The organism is Kribbella sp. NPDC051586, from assembly GCF_044453965.1.
Taxonomy (GTDB): Bacteria; Actinomycetota; Actinomycetes; order Propionibacteriales; family Kribbellaceae; genus Kribbella.
On the sequence record NZ_JBITDF010000001.1, the window covers coordinates 1,085,035 to 1,102,094 of the forward strand.

A 17,060-nucleotide genomic window follows, 5' to 3' on the forward strand; every position below is an offset into this window, starting at 1 on the left:
AGGTCAAACACGAAGGCCCGGGCGATCCCGCCCGGGCCTTTGTGCTCAGAACATCAGTGCGCGCGCCGGGTCCTCGAGGATGCCGGCGACGTCGGCGAGGAAGGTGGAGCCCTTCTCGCCGTCGATCAGGCGGTGGTCGAACGACAGCGCGAGCGTGGTGATCCAGCGCGGAACGATCTCGTCGTCCACCACCCACGGCTGCTTGCGGACCGCGCCGAAGGCGAGGATCGCGGCCTCGCCCGGGTTGATGATCGGCGTACCGGCGTCGACGCCGAACACGCCGACGTTGGTGATCGTGAACGAACCGCCGGCCTGGTCCGCCGGTTGCGTCTTGCCCTCGCGGGCGGTGGCGACCAGGTCGTTCAGCGCCCGGCACAGGTCGGGCAGGATGAGCGAGTCGGCGCTCTTGATGTTCGGGACGATCAGCCCACGCGGAGTGGCCGCGGCGATGCCGAGGTTGACCGCGCCCTTGTAGACGATCTCCTGCGCCTGCTCGTCCCAGGCCGCGTTGATGACCGGCGTACGACGGGCCGCGAGGGTGACTGCCTTCGCGACGATGAGCAGCGGCGAGACCCGGAGGTCCCGGAACGCCTTGTCACCCTTCAACCGCTCGACCAGCTCCATGGTGGCGCTGACGTCGACGGTGATCCACTCCGTCACATGCGGTGCGGTGAACGCGCTGGCGACCATCGCTTGCGCCATCACCTTCTGCACGCCCTTCACCGGGACGCGGGTGTCACCTTGCGCACTCACCACCGGTGCTGCCTCATAAGCGGGCGCGACCGGAGCCGCCACGTGACCCTCGACATCGGCCCGGGTGATGATCCCACCCGGCCCACTCGCGGTCACCGCACCCAGATCAATCCCCAGATCCTTGGCCAGCTTGCGAACGGGCGGCTTGGCCAGTACGTGCACCGACCCGGCCTGTTCGTTGCTCTTAGCAACAACCGGCTCGGGAGCAGGTGCAAGAGGCGGTGCGGCAGCAGCTACCGGAGCCGGACCAGCCGGCTTGCGGGCCCGGCGTTTGGCTTCGGTGGTTTTGGGGCCGTAGCCGACGAGGACCGCCGTGCGGCCGCTGGTTTCTTCGGCCGGCTCGGGGACGGTGGGGACCATGTCGTCGGCCAGGGCCTCGGCCGGCGAATCGGTTTCCACGGCGATGATCGGGGTGCCGACGTCGACCGTTTCGCCCTCGGGAACCAGGAGTTCTTTGACCACGCCGGCGAACGGCACCGGCAGCTCGACCAGCGACTTGGCGGTCTCGATCTCGACGATCGTGTCGTTGAGCTTGACCGTGTCGCCCGGCTTGACCTTCCAGCTGACGATCTCGGCCTCGACCAGTCCTTCGCCGACGTCGGGGAGGCGGAACTGCTGGATGCCCATCAGTACCCCATCACGCGGTCGACGCCGTCCAGCACCCGGTCGAGGTCCGGCAGGTAGTCGTCCTCCATCCGCGACGGCGGGTAAGGCGTGTCGAACCCGGTCACGCGCAGTACCGGCGCCTCGAGGTGGTAGAAGCACTCCTCGGTCACCCGCGCCGCGATCTCCGACCCCGTGCCGAGCGACAGCGGCGCCTCGTGCACCACCAGCGCGCGCCGGGTCTTCTTGACCGACGCGAAGATCGTCGCGAGGTCCAGCGGCGCGATCGTCCGCAGGTCCACGACCTCGAGGTTCCGCCCGTCCTCGACCGCGGCCTCGGCCGCCTGCAGGCAGGTCTTCACCATCGGGCCGTAGCAGAACAGCGTCGCGTCGGTGCCCTCACGGACCACCTTCGCCTGGTGCAGCGGCTGCACGGGCGGCACGGACTCGTCCAGCTCCGCCTTCTCGTGGTAGCGCCGCTTCGGCTCGAAGAACACCACCGGGTCGTCCGACGAGATCGCCTGCTGGATCATCCAGTACGCGTCCACCGGATCGCCGCACGAGACCACCTTGAGCCCGGGGACGTGCGCGAACAGCGTCTCCGGCGACTCCGAGTGGTGCTCGACCGCGCCGATGCCGCCGCCGTACGGGATCCGGATGACGACGGGCATCGTGATCCGGCCCGCGGAGCGGTAGTGCATCTTCGCGACCTGACTGATGATCTGGTCGTACGCCGGGAACACGAAGCCGTCGAACTGGATCTCGCAGACCGGCCGGTACCCGCGCAGCGCCAGGCCGACCGCGGTCCCGATGATGCCGGACTCGGCCAGCGGGGTGTCGATCACCCGGTCCTCGCCGAAGTCCTTCTGCAGACCCTCGGTGACGCGGAAGACTCCGCCGAGCTTGCCGATGTCCTCGCCCATGACGACGACCTTCGGGTCCTTCTCCATCGCGGCCCGCAGACCCGCGTTGATGGCCTTGCCGAGAGTGATCTTGGTCATCGCTCAGCCCTCGCCTTCGAACGACGCGGCGTACGCGGCGAACTGTTCGCGCTGCTCGGCGAGCTGCGGCGTCTCCTCGACGTACACGTTCTGGAAGAAGTCGGTGAGCACCGGGTCCGGCAGCGCGAGGCAGCCCGCCCGGAGCTCGGCGGCGATCTTGTCCGCCTCGGCCTCGACCTCGTCGAAGAAGTCGTGGTCGACGCCGGCATGCCGGGTCAGGTACGCGTGCACACGCTCGATCGGGTCCTTGAGCTTCCAGTGCTCGAGGTCCTCGTTGAGCCGGTACTTCGTCGGGTCGTCGGACGTGGTGTGCGCGCCCATCCGGTACGTGTACGCCTCGATCAGCGTCGGCCCGCTACCCTCGCGGGCCCGCTTGAGTGCCTGCTGCGTGACGGCGTACGTCGCGAGGACGTCGTTGCCGTCGACGCGGATGCCGGGGAAGCCGAAGCCCGCGGCGCGCTGGTACAGCGGGATCCGGGTCTGCCGGTCGATCGGCTCCGAGATCGCCCACTGGTTGTTCTGGCAGAAGAACACCACCGGCGCGTTGAACACCGAGGACCAGATGAACGCCTCGTTGACGTCACCCTGGCTGCTGGCGCCGTCGCCGAAGTACGCGATCGTCGCCTCGCCGTTGTCGGGGTCGCCGACCGCGTGGTCGCGCTGCTGGCCCATCGCGTACCCGGTCGCGTGCAGCGTCTGCGCGCCGATCACGATCGTGTACAGGTGGAAGTTGTTGTCCTTGGGGTCCCAGCCGCCCTGGTCGACGCCGCGGAACAGGCCGAGCAGCCGCAGCGGGTCGACGCCCTGACACCACGCGACACCGTGCTCGCGGTACGTCGGAAAGACCATGTCCTTGTCGTTCAACGCCCGGCCGGAGCCGATCTGCGCGGCCTCCTGACCGAGCAGGGACGCCCACAACCCGAGCTCGCCCTGGCGCTGCAGGGCCGTCGCCTCGGCGTCGATCCGGCGAACCAGGACCATGTCCCGGTAGAACCCCTTGATCGCCTCGTCGTCGAGGTCGAACGAATAGTCCGGGTGCTGGACGCGCTCACCTTCGGGCGTCAGCAGCTGGACGAACTCGACCTCCTCGGAGGCCTGGGGCGGACTGACCGGCGCCTCCACGGGCGCGAACACTTCCGGGGGAGTCCCCGGCACCGACTCACTCACATGCACTCCTCGGGTTCGAGCGCGGGATCGCCGCGACCGCAACGTTGCACGGGGCCGGCCCGTTTCGCCGGATGAGGCTTTCGCAGGCTGGTCCGCGTGATTCCAGGGGTTGATGCACTGCTGGCAGTGGACCTCCTCACCGGTCTCACTCCCATCTTGCCGGACACCGTACCGACCAGGTGCCTGATCCGCTAACTGTCTGGACTCCAGCGGGTACGGCGGTACCGGAAACGGTCTCAGGATGAGACACCAGTCCATCCGCTGGTCCCATCCCAGCGCTCATATTACAGATATCCGGCGCGTCGACGGCATGTGTCACAAATCCGTATCGATGACGGCCTGGCGGGAAACAGTGGATCGCTGGCCGGATACCGCCTTGCGCGGCGGATCGGCGGCTCATAGCGTAAGCATCGTTCTTGCATGACACCCCTGACGCCTCGAGGAGCACCCGATGGCCGCTTCCGCTCCGGCCACAGTGGCCGAGACCGGTTCCCGTACGCCCTCCGGCGCGATGATCTGGACCGCGCTGGGGGTCGTGTACGTCGTCTGGGGTTCGACGTACCTCGCGATCCGGGTGGTCGTGGACGCGAAGATCCCGCCGATGCTCGGGATGGCGTCCCGCTTCCTCATCGCCGCGGTCCTGATGGCCGCGGGGCTGGCCCTGAAGTCCGGCTGGCAGCGGCTGCGGATCACCCGGCAGGAGGCGATCGGCGCGGCCACCGTCGGCATACTGCTCCTTGCCTTCGGCAACGGCGCGGTGGCGATCGCGGAGCAGACGGTGCCGTCGGGCCTGGCGGCGCTGCTGGTCGCGGCGATCCCGTTGTGGCTGATGCTGCTGCGGGTCGGCGGCGGCGAGCGGCCGCGCTCGATGACGTGGGTCGGCGTACTGATCGGCTTCGGCGGGGCGGCACTGCTCGCGTTGTCAGGTGGCAACACGAGCGCGAAGCCGCTGTCGGTCGCGATCCTCGTGGTCGGGACGATCTGCTGGGCGACCGGTTCGCGGTTCGCGCCCCGGCTCGGCCTGCCCCGGGACCCGCTGGTGACCGCGCTGTACGAAATGGTCTTCGGCGGTACGGCGATGGTGCTGATCGGCGTACTGCGGGGCGAGCCGGCGCGACTGCACCTCGATCGCGTGGACGGGTCGGGGTGGATCGCGCTGGCGTACCTGGTCGTGTTCGGGTCGCTGCTCGCGTACACGGCGTACTCGTACCTGCTGGCGAACGCGCCGATCTCGCTCGTCGGGACGTACGCGTACGTGAACCCGGCGGTCGCGGTGTTCCTCGGGTGGCTGATCCTGAGCGAGAGCCTGACCTGGCAGATCCTGCTCGGCGGCGCGGTGATCATCGTCGGCGTCGCCCTGGTGGTCACGTCGGAGCGCCGGCGGAAGTGACCCCGTACGCCCGGGCCACGTCGTACGCGCGGGTGACCTAGTAATAAGGAAAGACCCGGGCCCACGAGGGACCCGGGTCTCCCACCGCTGCCGATGCGCGCGGCAGCGGGTCTGGCACCGGTCGCGCCCTGCCCCGAAAAACACGGCGCGAAACTCGGCAATGGTTCCAACGATATTCCGGCGGATCATGCTATTGCCAATTCGGCGACCACCGAGCCCGCCGAAACAATCTCCTGATTCACCGGGCATCCGTCACCCGCGCTGACTCAACGACGCACCCCGACGTCGGTTACGGGTGGTTCTGTTTCAACTTCCGCTCGCTCTTCCAACCGTCCTGTTGCTGGTAAGTTGCCTGGTCAGCACGGGATTGATTGCTTTGTCAGGGAAATCACCACCGGCCGGTCGTGCGGCCGCTCACGGCAGAAAATTCGACGAAAAAGTTTGTAACCGGTGCTGCCAGGTGTCGTTAGCACTAAGACGAATCCGTCAAACCCGAAAGGAAACCTGGCATAATGCAGGTAACTCGCAAGATCGTCGCGGCTGCGGCAGTGGCGACCGTCGCCACCCTGGGCCTGGCCACCATGGTGAGCGCCAACGTTCTGGACGACGCCCAGAAGAAGGCTCAGGACACCGGCCTGGCCGACGCGGCGTCGGCGGCCAGCAAGGGCTACGACAACGGCCACGCTCGCTGGTGGGGCATGCACAAGGACGGCTCGCTGGTCGCCCTTGACCGCAACGACCTCGGTGCGGTCCAGGCCTGCCACAACTTCGGCGCCGGCACCGGCATCGGCGGCACTGTGCCGGCCGAGGACATCACCGGCATCATCGGCTGGGGCAACGACGGCAACAGCATCACCGCCGTCAAGACCTGCGAGCAGAGCAACGAGCAGAACCGCAAGTGGTACAAGGCCGACGGCAACGGCGTTGTCTCGGTGAGCGACAACAAGGTCGGTCCGTGGCAGGTCTGCCACAACGAGATCGACGCCACGGGCATCGGCGGCACCGTGCCGCTGACCAACCCGACCGGCATCCTCGGCCTGGACAACGACGGCAACTCCATCGACTCGCTGAAGACCTGCGAGCAGAGCAACGAGCAGAACAACTGACCCTCCCTGGTCAGTGATGCAGGACCCGAACCAGCCACCTCGGTGGGTTGACTGATTCGGAGCAACACGCAACAACCGCGGCGCCGGGAGCAAGCCTCACTCCTCCCGGCGCCGCTCTTTGCTGTCCGGCCCCTGCGCCGCCCCGCACGCCGAGTCGTGGATCCTGGCTCCTCCAAACAACCCCAATCCACGACTCGCCGAACCGCCCCAAGCCAAACCCCACGACTCGCCGCAGGCAGGCCCCACCCACCCAGGTCGCCCATCAGCCGGATCCACGAAGCCCCACCCACCCCCGACCCCTCGCCCCCACTCGAGTCGTGGTGATTGGCTGGTGATGGTTCTCGCGAGTCGTGGATCGGGGTTGTTTGGAGGAGCCTGGATCCACGACTCGGCCGATGAGGCGTCCGCCGTACGCCACGACTCGGTGGAGGGGTGGGCGGCTTAGAGGTGGCGGAGGTCTATGGAGGAGCCGTTGGGGAGGTCTCGGGTCAGGAGGGACCAGATGCCGGTGGCGGCGGCTTCGGGGGTGGCGAGGGCGCCGGATTGCTTGAGGTCGTGGAAGCGGCCTACCGGCGGGAAGTCCGCCTCGTCCGTGGCGCGGATCTCGGACTGCATGGCGGTGTCGACCACGCCGGGGGCTACGGCGATGACGTGGCAGTTGGCGGGTTGTTCTTGGCCGACGGTGCGGACCCAGTGCTCCACGGCTGCTTTGCCGGCGTTATACGACGACCAGCCGGCGTACGCGGTCTTGGCGGCTCCGGAGGAGAGCATGACCAGGTGGCGTTCGCAGCTGAGGTGAGCCGATGCCCGGAGGAAGGCAGCACCCAGGACCTGCGGTGCGGCCGAGTTGAGCAGCACCGCCCGGGTGTAGGCGTCCGGGTCGGCTCCGGCCGCCGGGCCGATCGGGGTGATGGTGCCGGCGTTGTGGATGAAGATCGCGCGGTCCCCGTCGTACTCCGCCAGCTCTTTCGTGAAGTGCTGTTCGACGAGAGCCCAGTCAGCGGGATCCGAGAGGTCGGCCTTCAGGTGGTTCGGCGTACCGCCTCTGCGGGAGATGCCGATGACCCGAGCGTCCGGGAACGGCACCGCCGCGGCGAGGGCAGCGCCGATCCCGGCCGATGCTCCGGAGATCCAGACGAGCGCACTCACTGGCGCCAAGCGCAGGCGACGCCGAGGAAGAGGTCGTTGGCCTCGCGCTCGCCGACGGTGACGCGTACGCCGTCGCCGGGGAACGGCCGCACGGAGACCCCCTCGGCCTGCACGGCCTCGGCGAACTTGACCGTGTCCTCGCCGAGCTCGAGCCACACGAAGTTGGTCTCCGACTCCGGCACGTCCCAGCCGGCGGCACGCAGTTCGCCGACGACACGGGACCGCTCGACGACCAGCGCGTCGACCCGCTCGAGGAGCTCGTCCTCAACGGCAAGGGACGCGATCGCCGCGGCCTGCGCGACGTAGCTGACGCCGAACGGCAGCGCGCACTTCCGGATCGCGGCGACGACCTCCGGGTGCCCGATCGCGTACCCGACCCGGAACCCGGCCAGCCCGTACGCCTTCGAGAACGTCCGCAGGACCAGCACGTTCGGCCGGTCGCGGTACAGGTCGACGCCGTCCACGACCTCGGGGTCCCGGACGAACTCGCGGTACGCCTCGTCGACCACGACCAGGACGTTGGACGGTACGGCGTCGAGGAACGCGACCAGCTCGTCCCGGCGTACCACCGGTCCGGTCGGGTTGTTCGGCGTACAGACCAGGACGACCTTGGTGCGGTCGGTGATCGCGGCCTCCATCGCCTTGAAGTCGTGGCGGGCGTCGGCGGTCAGCGGCACCTGGACCGACGTGGCGCCGGTCAGCTGGACCGCGATCGGGTACGCCTCGAACGAGCGCCAGGCGTACACCACCTCGTCACCGTCCGCGACCGTCGCCTGCAGCAGGTGGTAGAGCAGCGCGACCGATCCGGTCCCGACCGCGAGATCGCTCACCGGTACGCCGAACCGCGCGGACAGCGCCTCGAGCAGCTCGACGGCGCCCATGTCCGGGTAGCGGTTCATCTGGGCCGCGGCCTCGGTCGCGGCGGCGAGCACACCCGGGAGCGGCGGGTACGGGTTCTCGTTGCTGGACAACTTGTACGTCGGCCGGCCGTCGGTACGCGCCGGCGGACGGCCCGGCTTGTAAGCCGCGACGTCGTCCAGGCAGGCGCGAAAGCGAACCTCGTTGTCAGGGGTCATGCCCGCAGGTTAGTCCTTACCCCAGCGCGGAACCACCCTCCCCGGAGCGAGCTGGCGCACATCGTTTGACTCCGGGTACGCCGAGCCTCAAACTGACTGATTGTCGGACAATCAGGAGATCAGACACTGGATCTCGCCGGGTCAGGGAGGGTGTTCATGGGGCAGCCGTTGGAGTGGGGTCGTCGCTATCTGATGGTCCGGCCGGACCACTTCCGGATCGACTACGTGATCAACCCGTACATGTCGACGCACGACCAGCCGGACCCGGCGCTGGCGCTGAAGCAGTGGGACTCGCTGCGACAGGCGATCGTGGACGCCGGCGGCGAGGTCGAGGTACTGGCTCAGCGCCAGGACTCCCCCGACATGGTCTACGCGATGAACCTCGGGCTGGCGGCCGCGGACGGGCGCGCGATGCTCTCGCACATGCGCTTCGAGCCGCGCCGCAAGGAGTCGCTGACCGCGGCGGAGTGGTTCACCGGGCACGGGTTCCGGCTCGATCGGACCGGTGGTGAGGGGGTCGGCCCGCACTTCGAGTCCGGGGACGCCTTCGTGTTCGGCGACAGCCTGGTCGTCGGCTACGGGCCGCGCACCGAGGCCGAGGCGCTGAAGCACCTGGCGACCGAGTGGGACATCCGCGTCCGCGGGCTGCGGATCGCGCACGAGGGCATGTACCACCTGGACCTGCCGTTCTGCCCGGTGGACAGCACGCACGCGATGGTCTACCCACCCGCGTTCGATGCCGCCAGCCAGGCCGAACTGTCCGGCATCGTCCCTGACCCGATCGTCCTCACCGACGACGAGGCCTTCGCCTTCACCGCGAACTCCGTCGTCGTCAACGAAACGATCATCATGCCGGCCTGCTCACCCCGCCTCCACGACCTCTTCACCGGGCTTGGCCTGCGGGTCGTCGTCCTGGACCTGTCCGAGTTCCACAAGGGTGGCGGCTCGGCCCGCTGCCTCACCAATCCTCTGGACTTCCCGCTGACCCAGATCACAAGCCCGGGCGGCGAACTCGTCCTACCCGCCTGACCGCGCGTCGGCAACCGCGAGAGCGGCACGCATCTTCTCCCGCACGGCCGACTCCCACGGCCCGGTGTTGGCCAGCGGTATGTCGGTCATGAACCGCCGCTCGGCCTCGGGGATCCGGGCGACGACCAGATCAGGATCCGAGACCACGGTCGCGTAGAGATTCGGGCCGTCGGCGGAGAACAGGTCCGCAACGACCAGCCTCCCGTCGGCGGCCCGCATGACGTTGTCCGGGTTGTGGTCCAGTGGGCCGCACCAGGGCAACTCGCTCTGAGCGCGCGCATGCACGCGATGCACCACTTCGGCGAGGTCGGCGACCTCCGGTGCGCGGGCTGCAATCGCGCGGTGGAAGGCGGTGGCCTCACCCTCGGAGGCGGGCTGGAGGCGTTCCATCAGTTGGAGGTCACCGCCGCCGGTCAGGCGGCGGTGGCCGAACAGTCGAGGGACCTGGCGGGTGTACGACGCCTCGCGGTACAGCGCGGCGACATACGGGCCCGCTGGGTCGAACGGGCTGATGCGTGCGACCGTCGTACCGTCCGGGGACTGGAGCGCTATCGCCCAGTCACCAACACCGCAGTGGGTCCACCCGGCCGCGAGAAGGTCTCGTTCGACATCCCGGTGGTCGAGCCGGCCCACGAACTACTTGCCCGTCGTCCAGACGAGGTCAAGGGTGTTCGGGTCCCAGCCGTAGCCCTGGATCCATTGCATGGCTTTCTCTCTGCCCTGCGGGCCGTAGACCTCGATGACGACGGAGATCGCTTCCGGGTTCGTCGGGTCGGTCTTGGACTTGGTGTACGTCGCCTCGAAGCCGTCGCCGACGTACGGGAGCTGGTTCATGATCGGGTACTTCTCCCGCAGCCGGTCCTGGATCTCGTCGAACCTCCGGCCGGCTTCGGCCTCGAGCTTCAGCTCCTGCTCGGGATGCTTCACGGCCCACTCCCGGCCCTCGGCGCTGTTCGCGAAGAGGTACATCTTGAGGCTCTGCCGATCACCCTCGGCGGTGAAGGTCATCGAGTACGTCTGGAAACCGTTCCGCTTGCCCTCGACCGTGTGCTGGCCCTGCTTCACCTTGATCACGCCGTTGGCCGGGACCTGGTGGCCGTCCAGGGTCAGGGTCAGGTCGTCGGGGACCGACTCCACGGCGATGCTCGTCTCCGAGCCGCCGCGGAGCAGCAAGATGCTGCCGACCAGCACGACAACGATCACCAGCGCGACCACGCCGATCATCAAAGGCCGCCGGTTCTCCTCATCCATCGCTGCACCCGTCCTTACTCAACTCAGCTCAGCTCTTCGGCGTCGTCGTCGGTGTTGCGCCACCCTTTACCCGGAAGACCCAGAAATTGTCCGGGCCTACGCCGTACAGGTTGTCCCCTGTGGGGACGTGGTCACCGAGCGACCCGGCGGCCGAGTTGAAGGATTTGTTGTCCTTGCCGCCCCACGGACCGACGTACAGGTACGTGTGATGGGGGCCGTTCAAAATGTCGCCGGGCTTCACGCCGCCCGGCGGCTCGGACGTCCAATGGTCGTACTTCTCGGGGTGACTCAGCATGTAGCTCCGTTGGGCGACCGTGTTCACCTCGACGAACTTCGGATCGGCGCCGCTCATGCGCATCACGGTGGCGACGAAGCGGCCGCAGTCGGTGTACGGGTCCTGGAGTGACCTGTAGTTGTCCAGCGTGACATTTTCGTACTTGGCGATCGCCTTGACGTACTCGGGCTTCGCCAGGCTCGGGTCGGTGCCCCAGTGGTCGTGCTTGTCGTCCGGCCAGGCGAGGTTCTTCGCGACCTGAGCGATGTTGCCGCTGCCGGCGCCGCACCCACCCGCGTCGCTGCCCGCGTCACTACCCGTGCCGGTGGCCGGGGCCGAGCCGCCGAACGTCTTGAGCACATGCTCGGCGTTCGCCTTGCGCTCGGCGTACCGCGGGTTGTTCGGGCTCTCGTACCCGGCGAACCGCTCGAACTGGCCGCCGAAGGCAACCGCGGCATCGTCGACGGTCTTGGCACGCTTGACCGCGTCGCCGGCCGTCTTCTCGGACAGCGGCGGCTTGCCGAGGAGCTGTTTCTGCAGGAACTGCAACTGGTAGGCCAGCGAGCCGATGTCGTCGTCGCTGACCCCTTCGTCACGGGCAGGATTGATCATCTTGCTCGCCGGCGTCCATTGGACGATGCCCCAGCCGCCCGAATAGCCGAGGACGTCGGCCGGCTTGGTCACGACTCCGGGCGCGGTGCCCTGCTTGCGGCCCGGCTCGACGCTGGACTCGCTGATCATGTTGCCGACGATGCCGGCCGCCTGCTCCTTGCTGTACCCGTTCTGGACGAAGAAGTTGAAGGCCTTCTGCTGGTTGTTCGCCCCGTTGAGGTCGCCGTTCAGGCACGAGCACCCGCCGCCGGAGTCGTCGCCGGCCTCGGCCTCGAACGGGTTGGTGTCGGGCTTCTGCTGGGACCACTTGTTGTTGCTGTCCTTGTCGACCCACAGCTCCCAGTGCAGGTGCGGGCCGTAGAGACCGTAGGCGCCCTCGTTGCCGGTGCCGGACGTGCCGATCTGGGCGCCGCGCTTGACCTCGGCGCCGGCGCGGACGCTGATCGTCTTCAGGTACCTGTACCGGATCTCGACGTTCTCGCTGCGGATCCGGACCTCGTCGCCCGACGCCTGGAAGACCTTGCCGTCCAGGGACGAGTAGACCTTGCTGCCCTCGTCGACCTTGAAGTCGTAGCCGGCGTGACCCGGGAAGTTCGGCGCCGGGGCGGTCCAGTTCGTGTCGATTTTGTGCGAGTCGGTCGGGTACCCGAACATGCTCTCGTTCCCGGCGGACTGCGCGCACTGCGCCTCGGCGCTGTCCAGGCTGCCGAAGACGACGATCAGCATGACCACGATGATCATGAGCGGAAGCACCAGACACAGCCCGACGAAGGCCGCACCGGCCTGCAGGGTCTTGCCTCCCACGATCGACTCCTCGCTCACTCGAGTGGACTCCGCGCCGATCCGCGAAGAGGGGCGGCCACTTGGGGAAAATGGTGCCCGAAAACCGGGTCATCGTGTCGCGAGTTATCCACAGGCCGGGCATCGGGGTGGTCCGCCGGCCGGGTCGCGCGCGACAACGGACCGGGTCTGGACGAGAATCACACCATGTACGAACGGCTGCGGGTGGACCGCTCGACCACGGTGGACCGGGTGGTCGACGCGCTGCGTGCCGCACTGTTCGCCGGCGACCTCGAGCCCGGTACGCCGCTGCGCGAGCAACCGCTCGCCGAGGCGCTGGGCGTCGCCCGGAGCACGATCCGCGAGGCGATGACGATGCTGGTCACCGAGGGCCTCGCGGTCCGCGAGCCGAACAAGGGCGTCAGCGTCGCGATCCTGCACCCCGACGCGGTGGCGGACATCTGCCGGGCCCGGTTCGTGCTGGAGTCGGCCGGGATCCGGGCGTGGTTCGACGCCGACGACGCGGCCCGGGATCGGGTCCGCGAGGCGATGCGGGTGTTCGCCGCCACCGCCAAGGACGGCGCCGACCCGGAGGCCCTGACCGAGACTCACCTGTCCATCCACCGCAGCCTGGTCGCGCTGACCGGGAGCGAGCGGCTGATCGCCACCGCCGACTCGATCACCGGCGAGGCGCGACTCGCACTGGCCCGGGTGGACGCGCTGCGGCAGGACGCGCGCCAACAGGTCGCGTCCCACCGCAAGCTCATCCGGCTGCTCGAGCGCGGCGAGCTCGAGGAGTGCGTCGAGGAGCTTCGCCGTCACCTGGCGGGCGCCGAGGAGTCCCTCCTCGAAGCCATCGCGATGCCGCCCGGCTGACTCAGACCAGTCCGTCCGCCGTCACGTCGTACGTCTTCGAACCGACCCGGAGACCGGTGAGGCGGGCGTCGGGGTCCAGTTCGGCGACCTGTGGGTTCGCCGTGACTGTGCCGTCGAGAGCTACCTCGATACCGAAGACGCCCTCGAGGACGAGGCTGACCCAGGCGCCGGAGGACGAGCAGGACCAGTCGATCAAGTACGGGAACTGCGGCGGGGACTTGGCAGCGCCGCCGGCCATCGCCGGCTGCGCCTCCTCGACGAAGTGCGCCTGTCCGCACGGACCCTGGTTGGCGGTCTTCGCGAGGCCCGGCAGCCAGTCCAGCAGCACGTCGCCACGACCGAGCGCGAAGAGCGCCCGGCCCGCGTCCGCGGGCCACGCCGGATACGCACCGTTCCACTGGTGGTCCGGCCGGACGCTGAACGCGGCGTCAGCGTCGTACGGCGACAGCGCGCGCATCCACGTCGGCGTCTGCAGCTCTCGCTGGAAGAACGACACCATCTCCGCGCACTGCGACTCCGACAGGTCGTCGGGCATCGTCGTACCGATGATGTTGAAGTCGTAGCAGTGGCGCACCGGTACTAGCGACCCGTCTGGTTGCCGTGCGTGCCAGAAGCCCTTGCCCTCGACGTACAGCTCGTTGACGTGGCCTGCCTGCGCGGACGCCTCCTTGCGCAGCAACGCAGCACGGTCGGAGTCACCGGACCGGTCTGCGATCTCCGCAGCGACCCGCATGCACCACACGTTCGCAGCGTTGAAGCTGGCTACCTCGTGCACGTAGCTGCTCACGCACTCCATCAGGTTGTCGATGCCGCCGTAGTCGGCCAGCGCGTGCTCTCCGCGCAGACCACGCCAGGCGGTCGCCCAGTCGTGCACGTGCTCCCCGACAGCCTTCGGACCGACCGTAGCGTCCAGGAACGTCTCGTCACCGGTGAAGCGGACGTAGTCGCGCACCAGTCTGGTCATGGCGAAGTCGTTGACCGAGTACCAGTAGCCGACCGGTCCGCCGGTGAGCCACTCCGTGCCGAAGTGCTTGTGGGTATCGAGGCCGATCCAGTGCTCGATGTGCTTGCGCATCGGAGCCGGGTCCAGCAGCGCATGCGTCAACGACGACAGGCTGTAGTCCCAGATGAACGTCGTCGTCTGCCAGTACCGCGGCATCAACGTGTCGTACGTCCGCCCGAGCACGCTCGCCGGGTTGTCGCGCCGGAACCAGATGACACCGAGCACGCCCCACCAGTACAGCTTCTGCAGCGCCTCGTTCGACGTTTCCAGTACGGGCAGAGACCCGCTGAAGCCTTCACTGGATGGGTCGAACGCGTCAGCCAGCGCCACGTCCCACATGCTCTCGGCCACCGCGATCACCGCGGGCACGTCAGCCACGCAGACGTCGAAGTGCTCGGTTGCCTCGTCCAACGATCCGGCCAGCACATGCACGTACGACAGAACTCCCTGCCCCGACTCGTCCAGTACGACGGTCGCCTCCAGCATCGCCCTGTCCACAGTGCTGGGCACGTCGAGGCCTTGCACGCTCACGGCGGAGCCGGACTCGCCGGTGCCGACCACTCGACCGTCAACAGCGGTCAGCGTGTTCGGCTCGGATGGTGGCTCCGGTCGCAGCCACCCACTCCCCGAGCTCGTTGCAGTGCTCTCCAGCGCGAAGCCCAGGCTGACGGAGCGGCGCGCCGCACCAGACACCTCCAGACGCACGACGACAGCCGGTCGGCCGGGGGCGCAGGCTGTGGTGGTGCGGATGTCCAGTCCGTCCACAGTGGTGGAGCGGATCACGCAGTCCGGGCGCCACACCACCTCCACTGTCCCGCCGTACGAACGGGCCAGCCGGCCGTCGACGTACAACTGGGCAGTGATGGTGTCGCCGTGCGAGTACGGCGGGAAGTTCACACTGCGGATCGCGACGACGTCGTGGTCGACCTGCGCCGTACCCAGGAAGTTCGTCAGCCCCGGCGGGTTGAACATGTCGTCGTAGGTGTGCGTGAGAACGTCGCTCGCCAGGTCGGCGGAGCGCGGGATCGTCATGACGGGTCGGCCCAATCGGTGTTCGGGAGCAGGGGGTACCAGTCCGGCCGGGACGGATCGCGGTCGTACGGATAGGAGCCGAGCTCGCGGAACAGTTCGGCGTACTCGGCCAGCTTGTCGCGGTCCAGCTCGACGCCTAGGCCGGGCGCCTCCGGTACGGCGATCGCGCCGTCGACGTACGGAAGTTTGCCGCCGGCAATGATGTCGTCGCGCAGGTGATGGTAGTGCGCGTCCGCGGCGAACGACAGGTTCGGTACGACGGCGCCGAGGTGGAGCATCGTGGCCAGCTGGATGCCCAGCTCGCCCGACGAGTGCACGGCCACGCCGAGCTGGAAGGTCTCGCAGACGCCGGCCGCCTTGATGCACGGCCGGATCCCGCCCCAGAACGTCGTGTCGAGCAGGATCACGTCGACGGCTGGATCGCGCACGTTGGAGGCGAGCTGCTCGAAGTTGACCACCACGGTGTTGGTGGCGAGTGGGATCGGGGTGTTCTCGCGAACGCGGCGCATCCCGTTCAGACCCCAGGTGGGGTCCTCGAGGTAGTCGTTGTCGAGGTCCTCGATGCCGCGCGCGAACCGGATCGCCTCCTCGACGCTGAACGCGCCGTTCGGATCGAACCGGACACGATGGCCCGGAAACGCCTCGGCCAGCGCGCGGAAGCACTCCCGCTCGTAGTCGGGCGGGAACACCCCGCCCTTGAGCTTGTGCACGCTGAACCCGTGCTCGTCGACCAGTTCGCGGGCGTGCGCCACCAACTGCTCGGCGGTCCGGATCTCGCCGGTGCCGTCGTCGGCCGGGTGCCGGAAGAACAGGTAGCTCGCGAACGGCACCGTGTCCCGCACCTTGCCGCCGAGCAGCTCGTGCACGGGTACGCCGAGCTCGCGACCCTGCAGGTCCAGGCAGGCGAACTCGATGGCCGCGAGCAACTGAGTGCGGTTGTTGTACAGACTCGCGGTCGGGTTGGCCAGCATCCAGCGCAAGGCCTCGGTGCGCGCCGGGTCGTGGCCGACGAGGTACGGCTTGAGGCCGGTGACCGCGGCCTCGGCGCTCTGCCCGCCACCGCCCATCTCGCCCAGGCCGATCAGCCCGTTGTCGGCCTCGACCTCCACCACGGTCCGTACGAAGCGTCCCCAGTGCGCCCCGTTGCTGTGCCGTAGCGGTGCCTCGAGCGGCATCGTGACCGTGGTCGCGCGTACGTCGACGATCTTCACTTGGCGTCCTCCGGCAGTACGACGGGCAGGCCGGCGGTCAGTCCGCCGTCCACCTTCACGTCCGCGCCGGTCATGAACGACGCGGCCGGGGACGACAGGAAGTAGATGACCTCGGCAACTTCTCCCGGGGTCGCGACACGTCCCAGCGGATGCGATCGCCCCCATTCTGCGACCACGTCATCCGTCGATCGTCCACCGCCGAACTGCGCGGCGGACGTCCGCAGCATCGGCGTGTCGACCGATCCCGGGCAGACCGCGTTCACCCGGATGCCGTCGTCGGCGTGGTCGACAGCCATCGCCCGCACGAGGCTGAGCAGTGCGCCCTTCCCCATCGAGTACGCCGCGACGCTCTTCTGCGCCGCGTACGCCTGAACGGATGCGACCACCACAACACTCCCGCCGCGCGGCAACTTGGGCACGAACGCCTGGCAGGCGAAGAACACCCCGCCGACGTTCACCGCCATCACTTCGTCGTACACGGCTGTGGGCGTATCAACCACGGTTCCATAGCGTTGAACACCCGCCGCACACACCAGCACGTCAACCGCGCCGATCTCCTCCGCGGCGGAAGCGAGCGCGGCCCGATCCGAAACATCCACCTGAACGCCGGTCACCCGCTCGTCCAGAGATTCAGTACTGCGATCAAGCACGACTACGCGGTCACCAGCGGCCAAGAATCGTTCGACGGCACCTCGTCCGATACCGGCGGCCCCGCCGGTGACGACGACTGTGCGGCTACTCATAGAT

At 68.3% G+C, this 17,060-nt stretch carries 15 protein-coding genes; 4 read left to right on the top strand and 11 right to left on the bottom strand.

The window, feature by feature from the left end:
• Positions 1-45: 45 nt before the first annotated feature.
• The 3 genes from ACIA58_RS05310 to pdhA are packed head-to-tail and all read right to left on the bottom strand — an operon-like array spanning position 46 to position 3,524.
• Positions 46-1,380: a dihydrolipoamide acetyltransferase family protein gene (locus ACIA58_RS05310; RefSeq protein ID WP_396402333.1), complete on the bottom strand. Its 1,335-nt coding sequence runs from the start codon at positions 1,378-1,380 to the stop codon at positions 46-48.
• Positions 1,380-2,357, bottom strand: coding sequence for an alpha-ketoacid dehydrogenase subunit beta (locus tag ACIA58_RS05315; RefSeq protein WP_396402334.1), 978 nt, complete (start codon positions 2,355-2,357; stop codon positions 1,380-1,382). Before ACIA58_RS05315 ends, ACIA58_RS05310 begins: the two co-directional genes overlap by 1 nt.
• A 3-nt stretch (positions 2,358-2,360) precedes the next feature.
• Positions 2,361-3,524 carry a pyruvate dehydrogenase (acetyl-transferring) E1 component subunit alpha gene (pdhA, locus tag ACIA58_RS05320; protein ID WP_396402335.1) on the bottom strand — a complete coding sequence of 388 codons (1,164 nt, stop codon included), beginning with the start codon at positions 3,522-3,524 and terminating at the stop codon, positions 2,361-2,363.
• A 451-nt stretch (positions 3,525-3,975) separates the two neighbouring features.
• Between pdhA and ACIA58_RS05325 the strand changes: the two genes are divergently transcribed.
• Positions 3,976-4,914 (top strand): EamA family transporter, encoded by a 939-nt coding sequence (locus ACIA58_RS05325; RefSeq protein ID WP_396402336.1) that lies wholly within the window; start codon positions 3,976-3,978, stop codon positions 4,912-4,914.
• Between the two features lie 512 nt (positions 4,915-5,426).
• Positions 5,427-6,020 (top strand): hypothetical protein, encoded by a 594-nt coding sequence (locus ACIA58_RS05330; RefSeq protein WP_396402337.1) that lies wholly within the window; start codon positions 5,427-5,429, stop codon positions 6,018-6,020.
• A gap of 441 nt (positions 6,021-6,461) precedes the next feature.
• Here ACIA58_RS05330 and ACIA58_RS05335 read toward each other — a convergent pair whose 3' ends face one another.
• Both ACIA58_RS05335 and hisC read right to left on the bottom strand, forming a co-directional pair.
• Positions 6,462-7,169, bottom strand: a complete 708-nt coding sequence (locus tag ACIA58_RS05335; RefSeq protein WP_396402338.1) for an SDR family NAD(P)-dependent oxidoreductase — start codon at positions 7,167-7,169, stop codon at positions 6,462-6,464.
• A complete protein-coding gene (gene hisC / locus ACIA58_RS05340; RefSeq protein ID WP_396402339.1) occupies positions 7,166-8,245 on the bottom strand; it encodes a histidinol-phosphate transaminase in 1,080 nt (359 codons plus the stop codon). Before hisC ends, ACIA58_RS05335 begins: the two co-directional genes overlap by 4 nt.
• A gap of 156 nt (positions 8,246-8,401) precedes the next feature.
• Between hisC and ACIA58_RS05345 the strand changes: the two genes are divergently transcribed.
• Complete coding sequence (locus tag ACIA58_RS05345) at positions 8,402-9,274, top strand: dimethylarginine dimethylaminohydrolase family protein (RefSeq protein ID WP_396402340.1); 873 nt, start codon at positions 8,402-8,404, stop codon at positions 9,272-9,274.
• On the opposite strand, the gene ACIA58_RS05350 is transcribed toward ACIA58_RS05345, so the two are convergent.
• Genes ACIA58_RS05350 through ACIA58_RS05360 form a run of 3 tightly spaced genes read right to left on the bottom strand, consistent with a single transcriptional unit; the run spans position 9,263 to position 12,215 of the window.
• Positions 9,263-9,907, bottom strand: a complete 645-nt coding sequence (locus tag ACIA58_RS05350) for a hypothetical protein (RefSeq protein WP_396402341.1) — start codon at positions 9,905-9,907, stop codon at positions 9,263-9,265. The two genes, ACIA58_RS05345 and ACIA58_RS05350, sit on opposite strands and share 12 nt — an antisense overlap.
• Positions 9,908-9,910: 3 nt before the next feature.
• Positions 9,911-10,525 (bottom strand): S-layer protein, encoded by a 615-nt coding sequence (locus ACIA58_RS05355; protein WP_396402342.1) that lies wholly within the window; start codon positions 10,523-10,525, stop codon positions 9,911-9,913.
• A gap of 28 nt (positions 10,526-10,553) precedes the next feature.
• Positions 10,554-12,215, bottom strand: a complete 1,662-nt coding sequence (locus tag ACIA58_RS05360; protein ID WP_396402343.1) for a phage tail tip lysozyme — start codon at positions 12,213-12,215, stop codon at positions 10,554-10,556.
• A 183-nt stretch (positions 12,216-12,398) separates the two neighbouring features.
• On the opposite strand from ACIA58_RS05360, the gene ACIA58_RS05365 reads away from it, so the two are divergent.
• Entirely contained in the window at positions 12,399-13,067 is a 669-nt protein-coding gene (locus ACIA58_RS05365) for a GntR family transcriptional regulator (RefSeq protein ID WP_396402344.1), read from the top strand.
• A 1-nt stretch (position 13,068) separates the two neighbouring features.
• On the opposite strand, the gene ACIA58_RS05370 is transcribed toward ACIA58_RS05365, so the two are convergent.
• Genes ACIA58_RS05370 through ACIA58_RS05380 form a run of 3 tightly spaced genes read right to left on the bottom strand, consistent with a single transcriptional unit; the run spans position 13,069 to position 17,056 of the window.
• Positions 13,069-15,102 carry a hypothetical protein gene (locus tag ACIA58_RS05370; RefSeq protein WP_396402345.1) on the bottom strand — a complete coding sequence of 678 codons (2,034 nt, stop codon included), beginning with the start codon at positions 15,100-15,102 and terminating at the stop codon, positions 13,069-13,071.
• On the bottom strand, positions 15,099-16,313 hold the full coding sequence (locus ACIA58_RS05375; protein ID WP_396402346.1) for an enolase C-terminal domain-like protein: 1,215 nt from the start codon (positions 16,311-16,313) through the stop codon (positions 15,099-15,101). The genes ACIA58_RS05370 and ACIA58_RS05375 overlap by 4 nt, the downstream gene beginning before the upstream one ends.
• Positions 16,310-17,056, bottom strand: coding sequence for an SDR family NAD(P)-dependent oxidoreductase (locus ACIA58_RS05380; RefSeq protein WP_396402347.1), 747 nt, complete (start codon positions 17,054-17,056; stop codon positions 16,310-16,312). The genes ACIA58_RS05375 and ACIA58_RS05380 overlap by 4 nt, the downstream gene beginning before the upstream one ends.
• Positions 17,057-17,060: the final 4 nt, after the last annotated feature.

Bases quoted from the DNA above. Each gene is read 5' to 3' on its own strand.
- ACIA58_RS05330 (WP_396402337.1), top strand. From the start codon at position 5,427: ATGCAGGTAACTCGCAAGATCGTCGCGGCTGCGGCAGTGGCGACCGTC.
- ACIA58_RS05365 (WP_396402344.1), top strand. From the start codon at position 12,399: ATGTACGAACGGCTGCGGGTGGACCGCTCGACCACGGTGGACCGGGTG.
- hisC (WP_396402339.1), bottom strand. From the start codon at position 8,245: ATGACCCCTGACAACGAGGTTCGCTTTCGCGCCTGCCTGGACGACGTC.
- ACIA58_RS05355 (WP_396402342.1), bottom strand. From the start codon at position 10,525: ATGGATGAGGAGAACCGGCGGCCTTTGATGATCGGCGTGGTCGCGCTG.
- ACIA58_RS05325 (WP_396402336.1), top strand. From the start codon at position 3,976: ATGGCCGCTTCCGCTCCGGCCACAGTGGCCGAGACCGGTTCCCGTACG.
- ACIA58_RS05370 (WP_396402345.1), bottom strand. From the start codon at position 15,102: ATGACGATCCCGCGCTCCGCCGACCTGGCGAGCGACGTTCTCACGCAC.
- ACIA58_RS05380 (WP_396402347.1), bottom strand. From the start codon at position 17,056: ATGAGTAGCCGCACAGTCGTCGTCACCGGCGGGGCCGCCGGTATCGGA.
- ACIA58_RS05345 (WP_396402340.1), top strand. From the start codon at position 8,402: ATGGGGCAGCCGTTGGAGTGGGGTCGTCGCTATCTGATGGTCCGGCCG.
- ACIA58_RS05315 (WP_396402334.1), bottom strand. From the start codon at position 2,357: ATGACCAAGATCACTCTCGGCAAGGCCATCAACGCGGGTCTGCGGGCC.
- ACIA58_RS05310 (WP_396402333.1), bottom strand. From the start codon at position 1,380: ATGGGCATCCAGCAGTTCCGCCTCCCCGACGTCGGCGAAGGACTGGTC.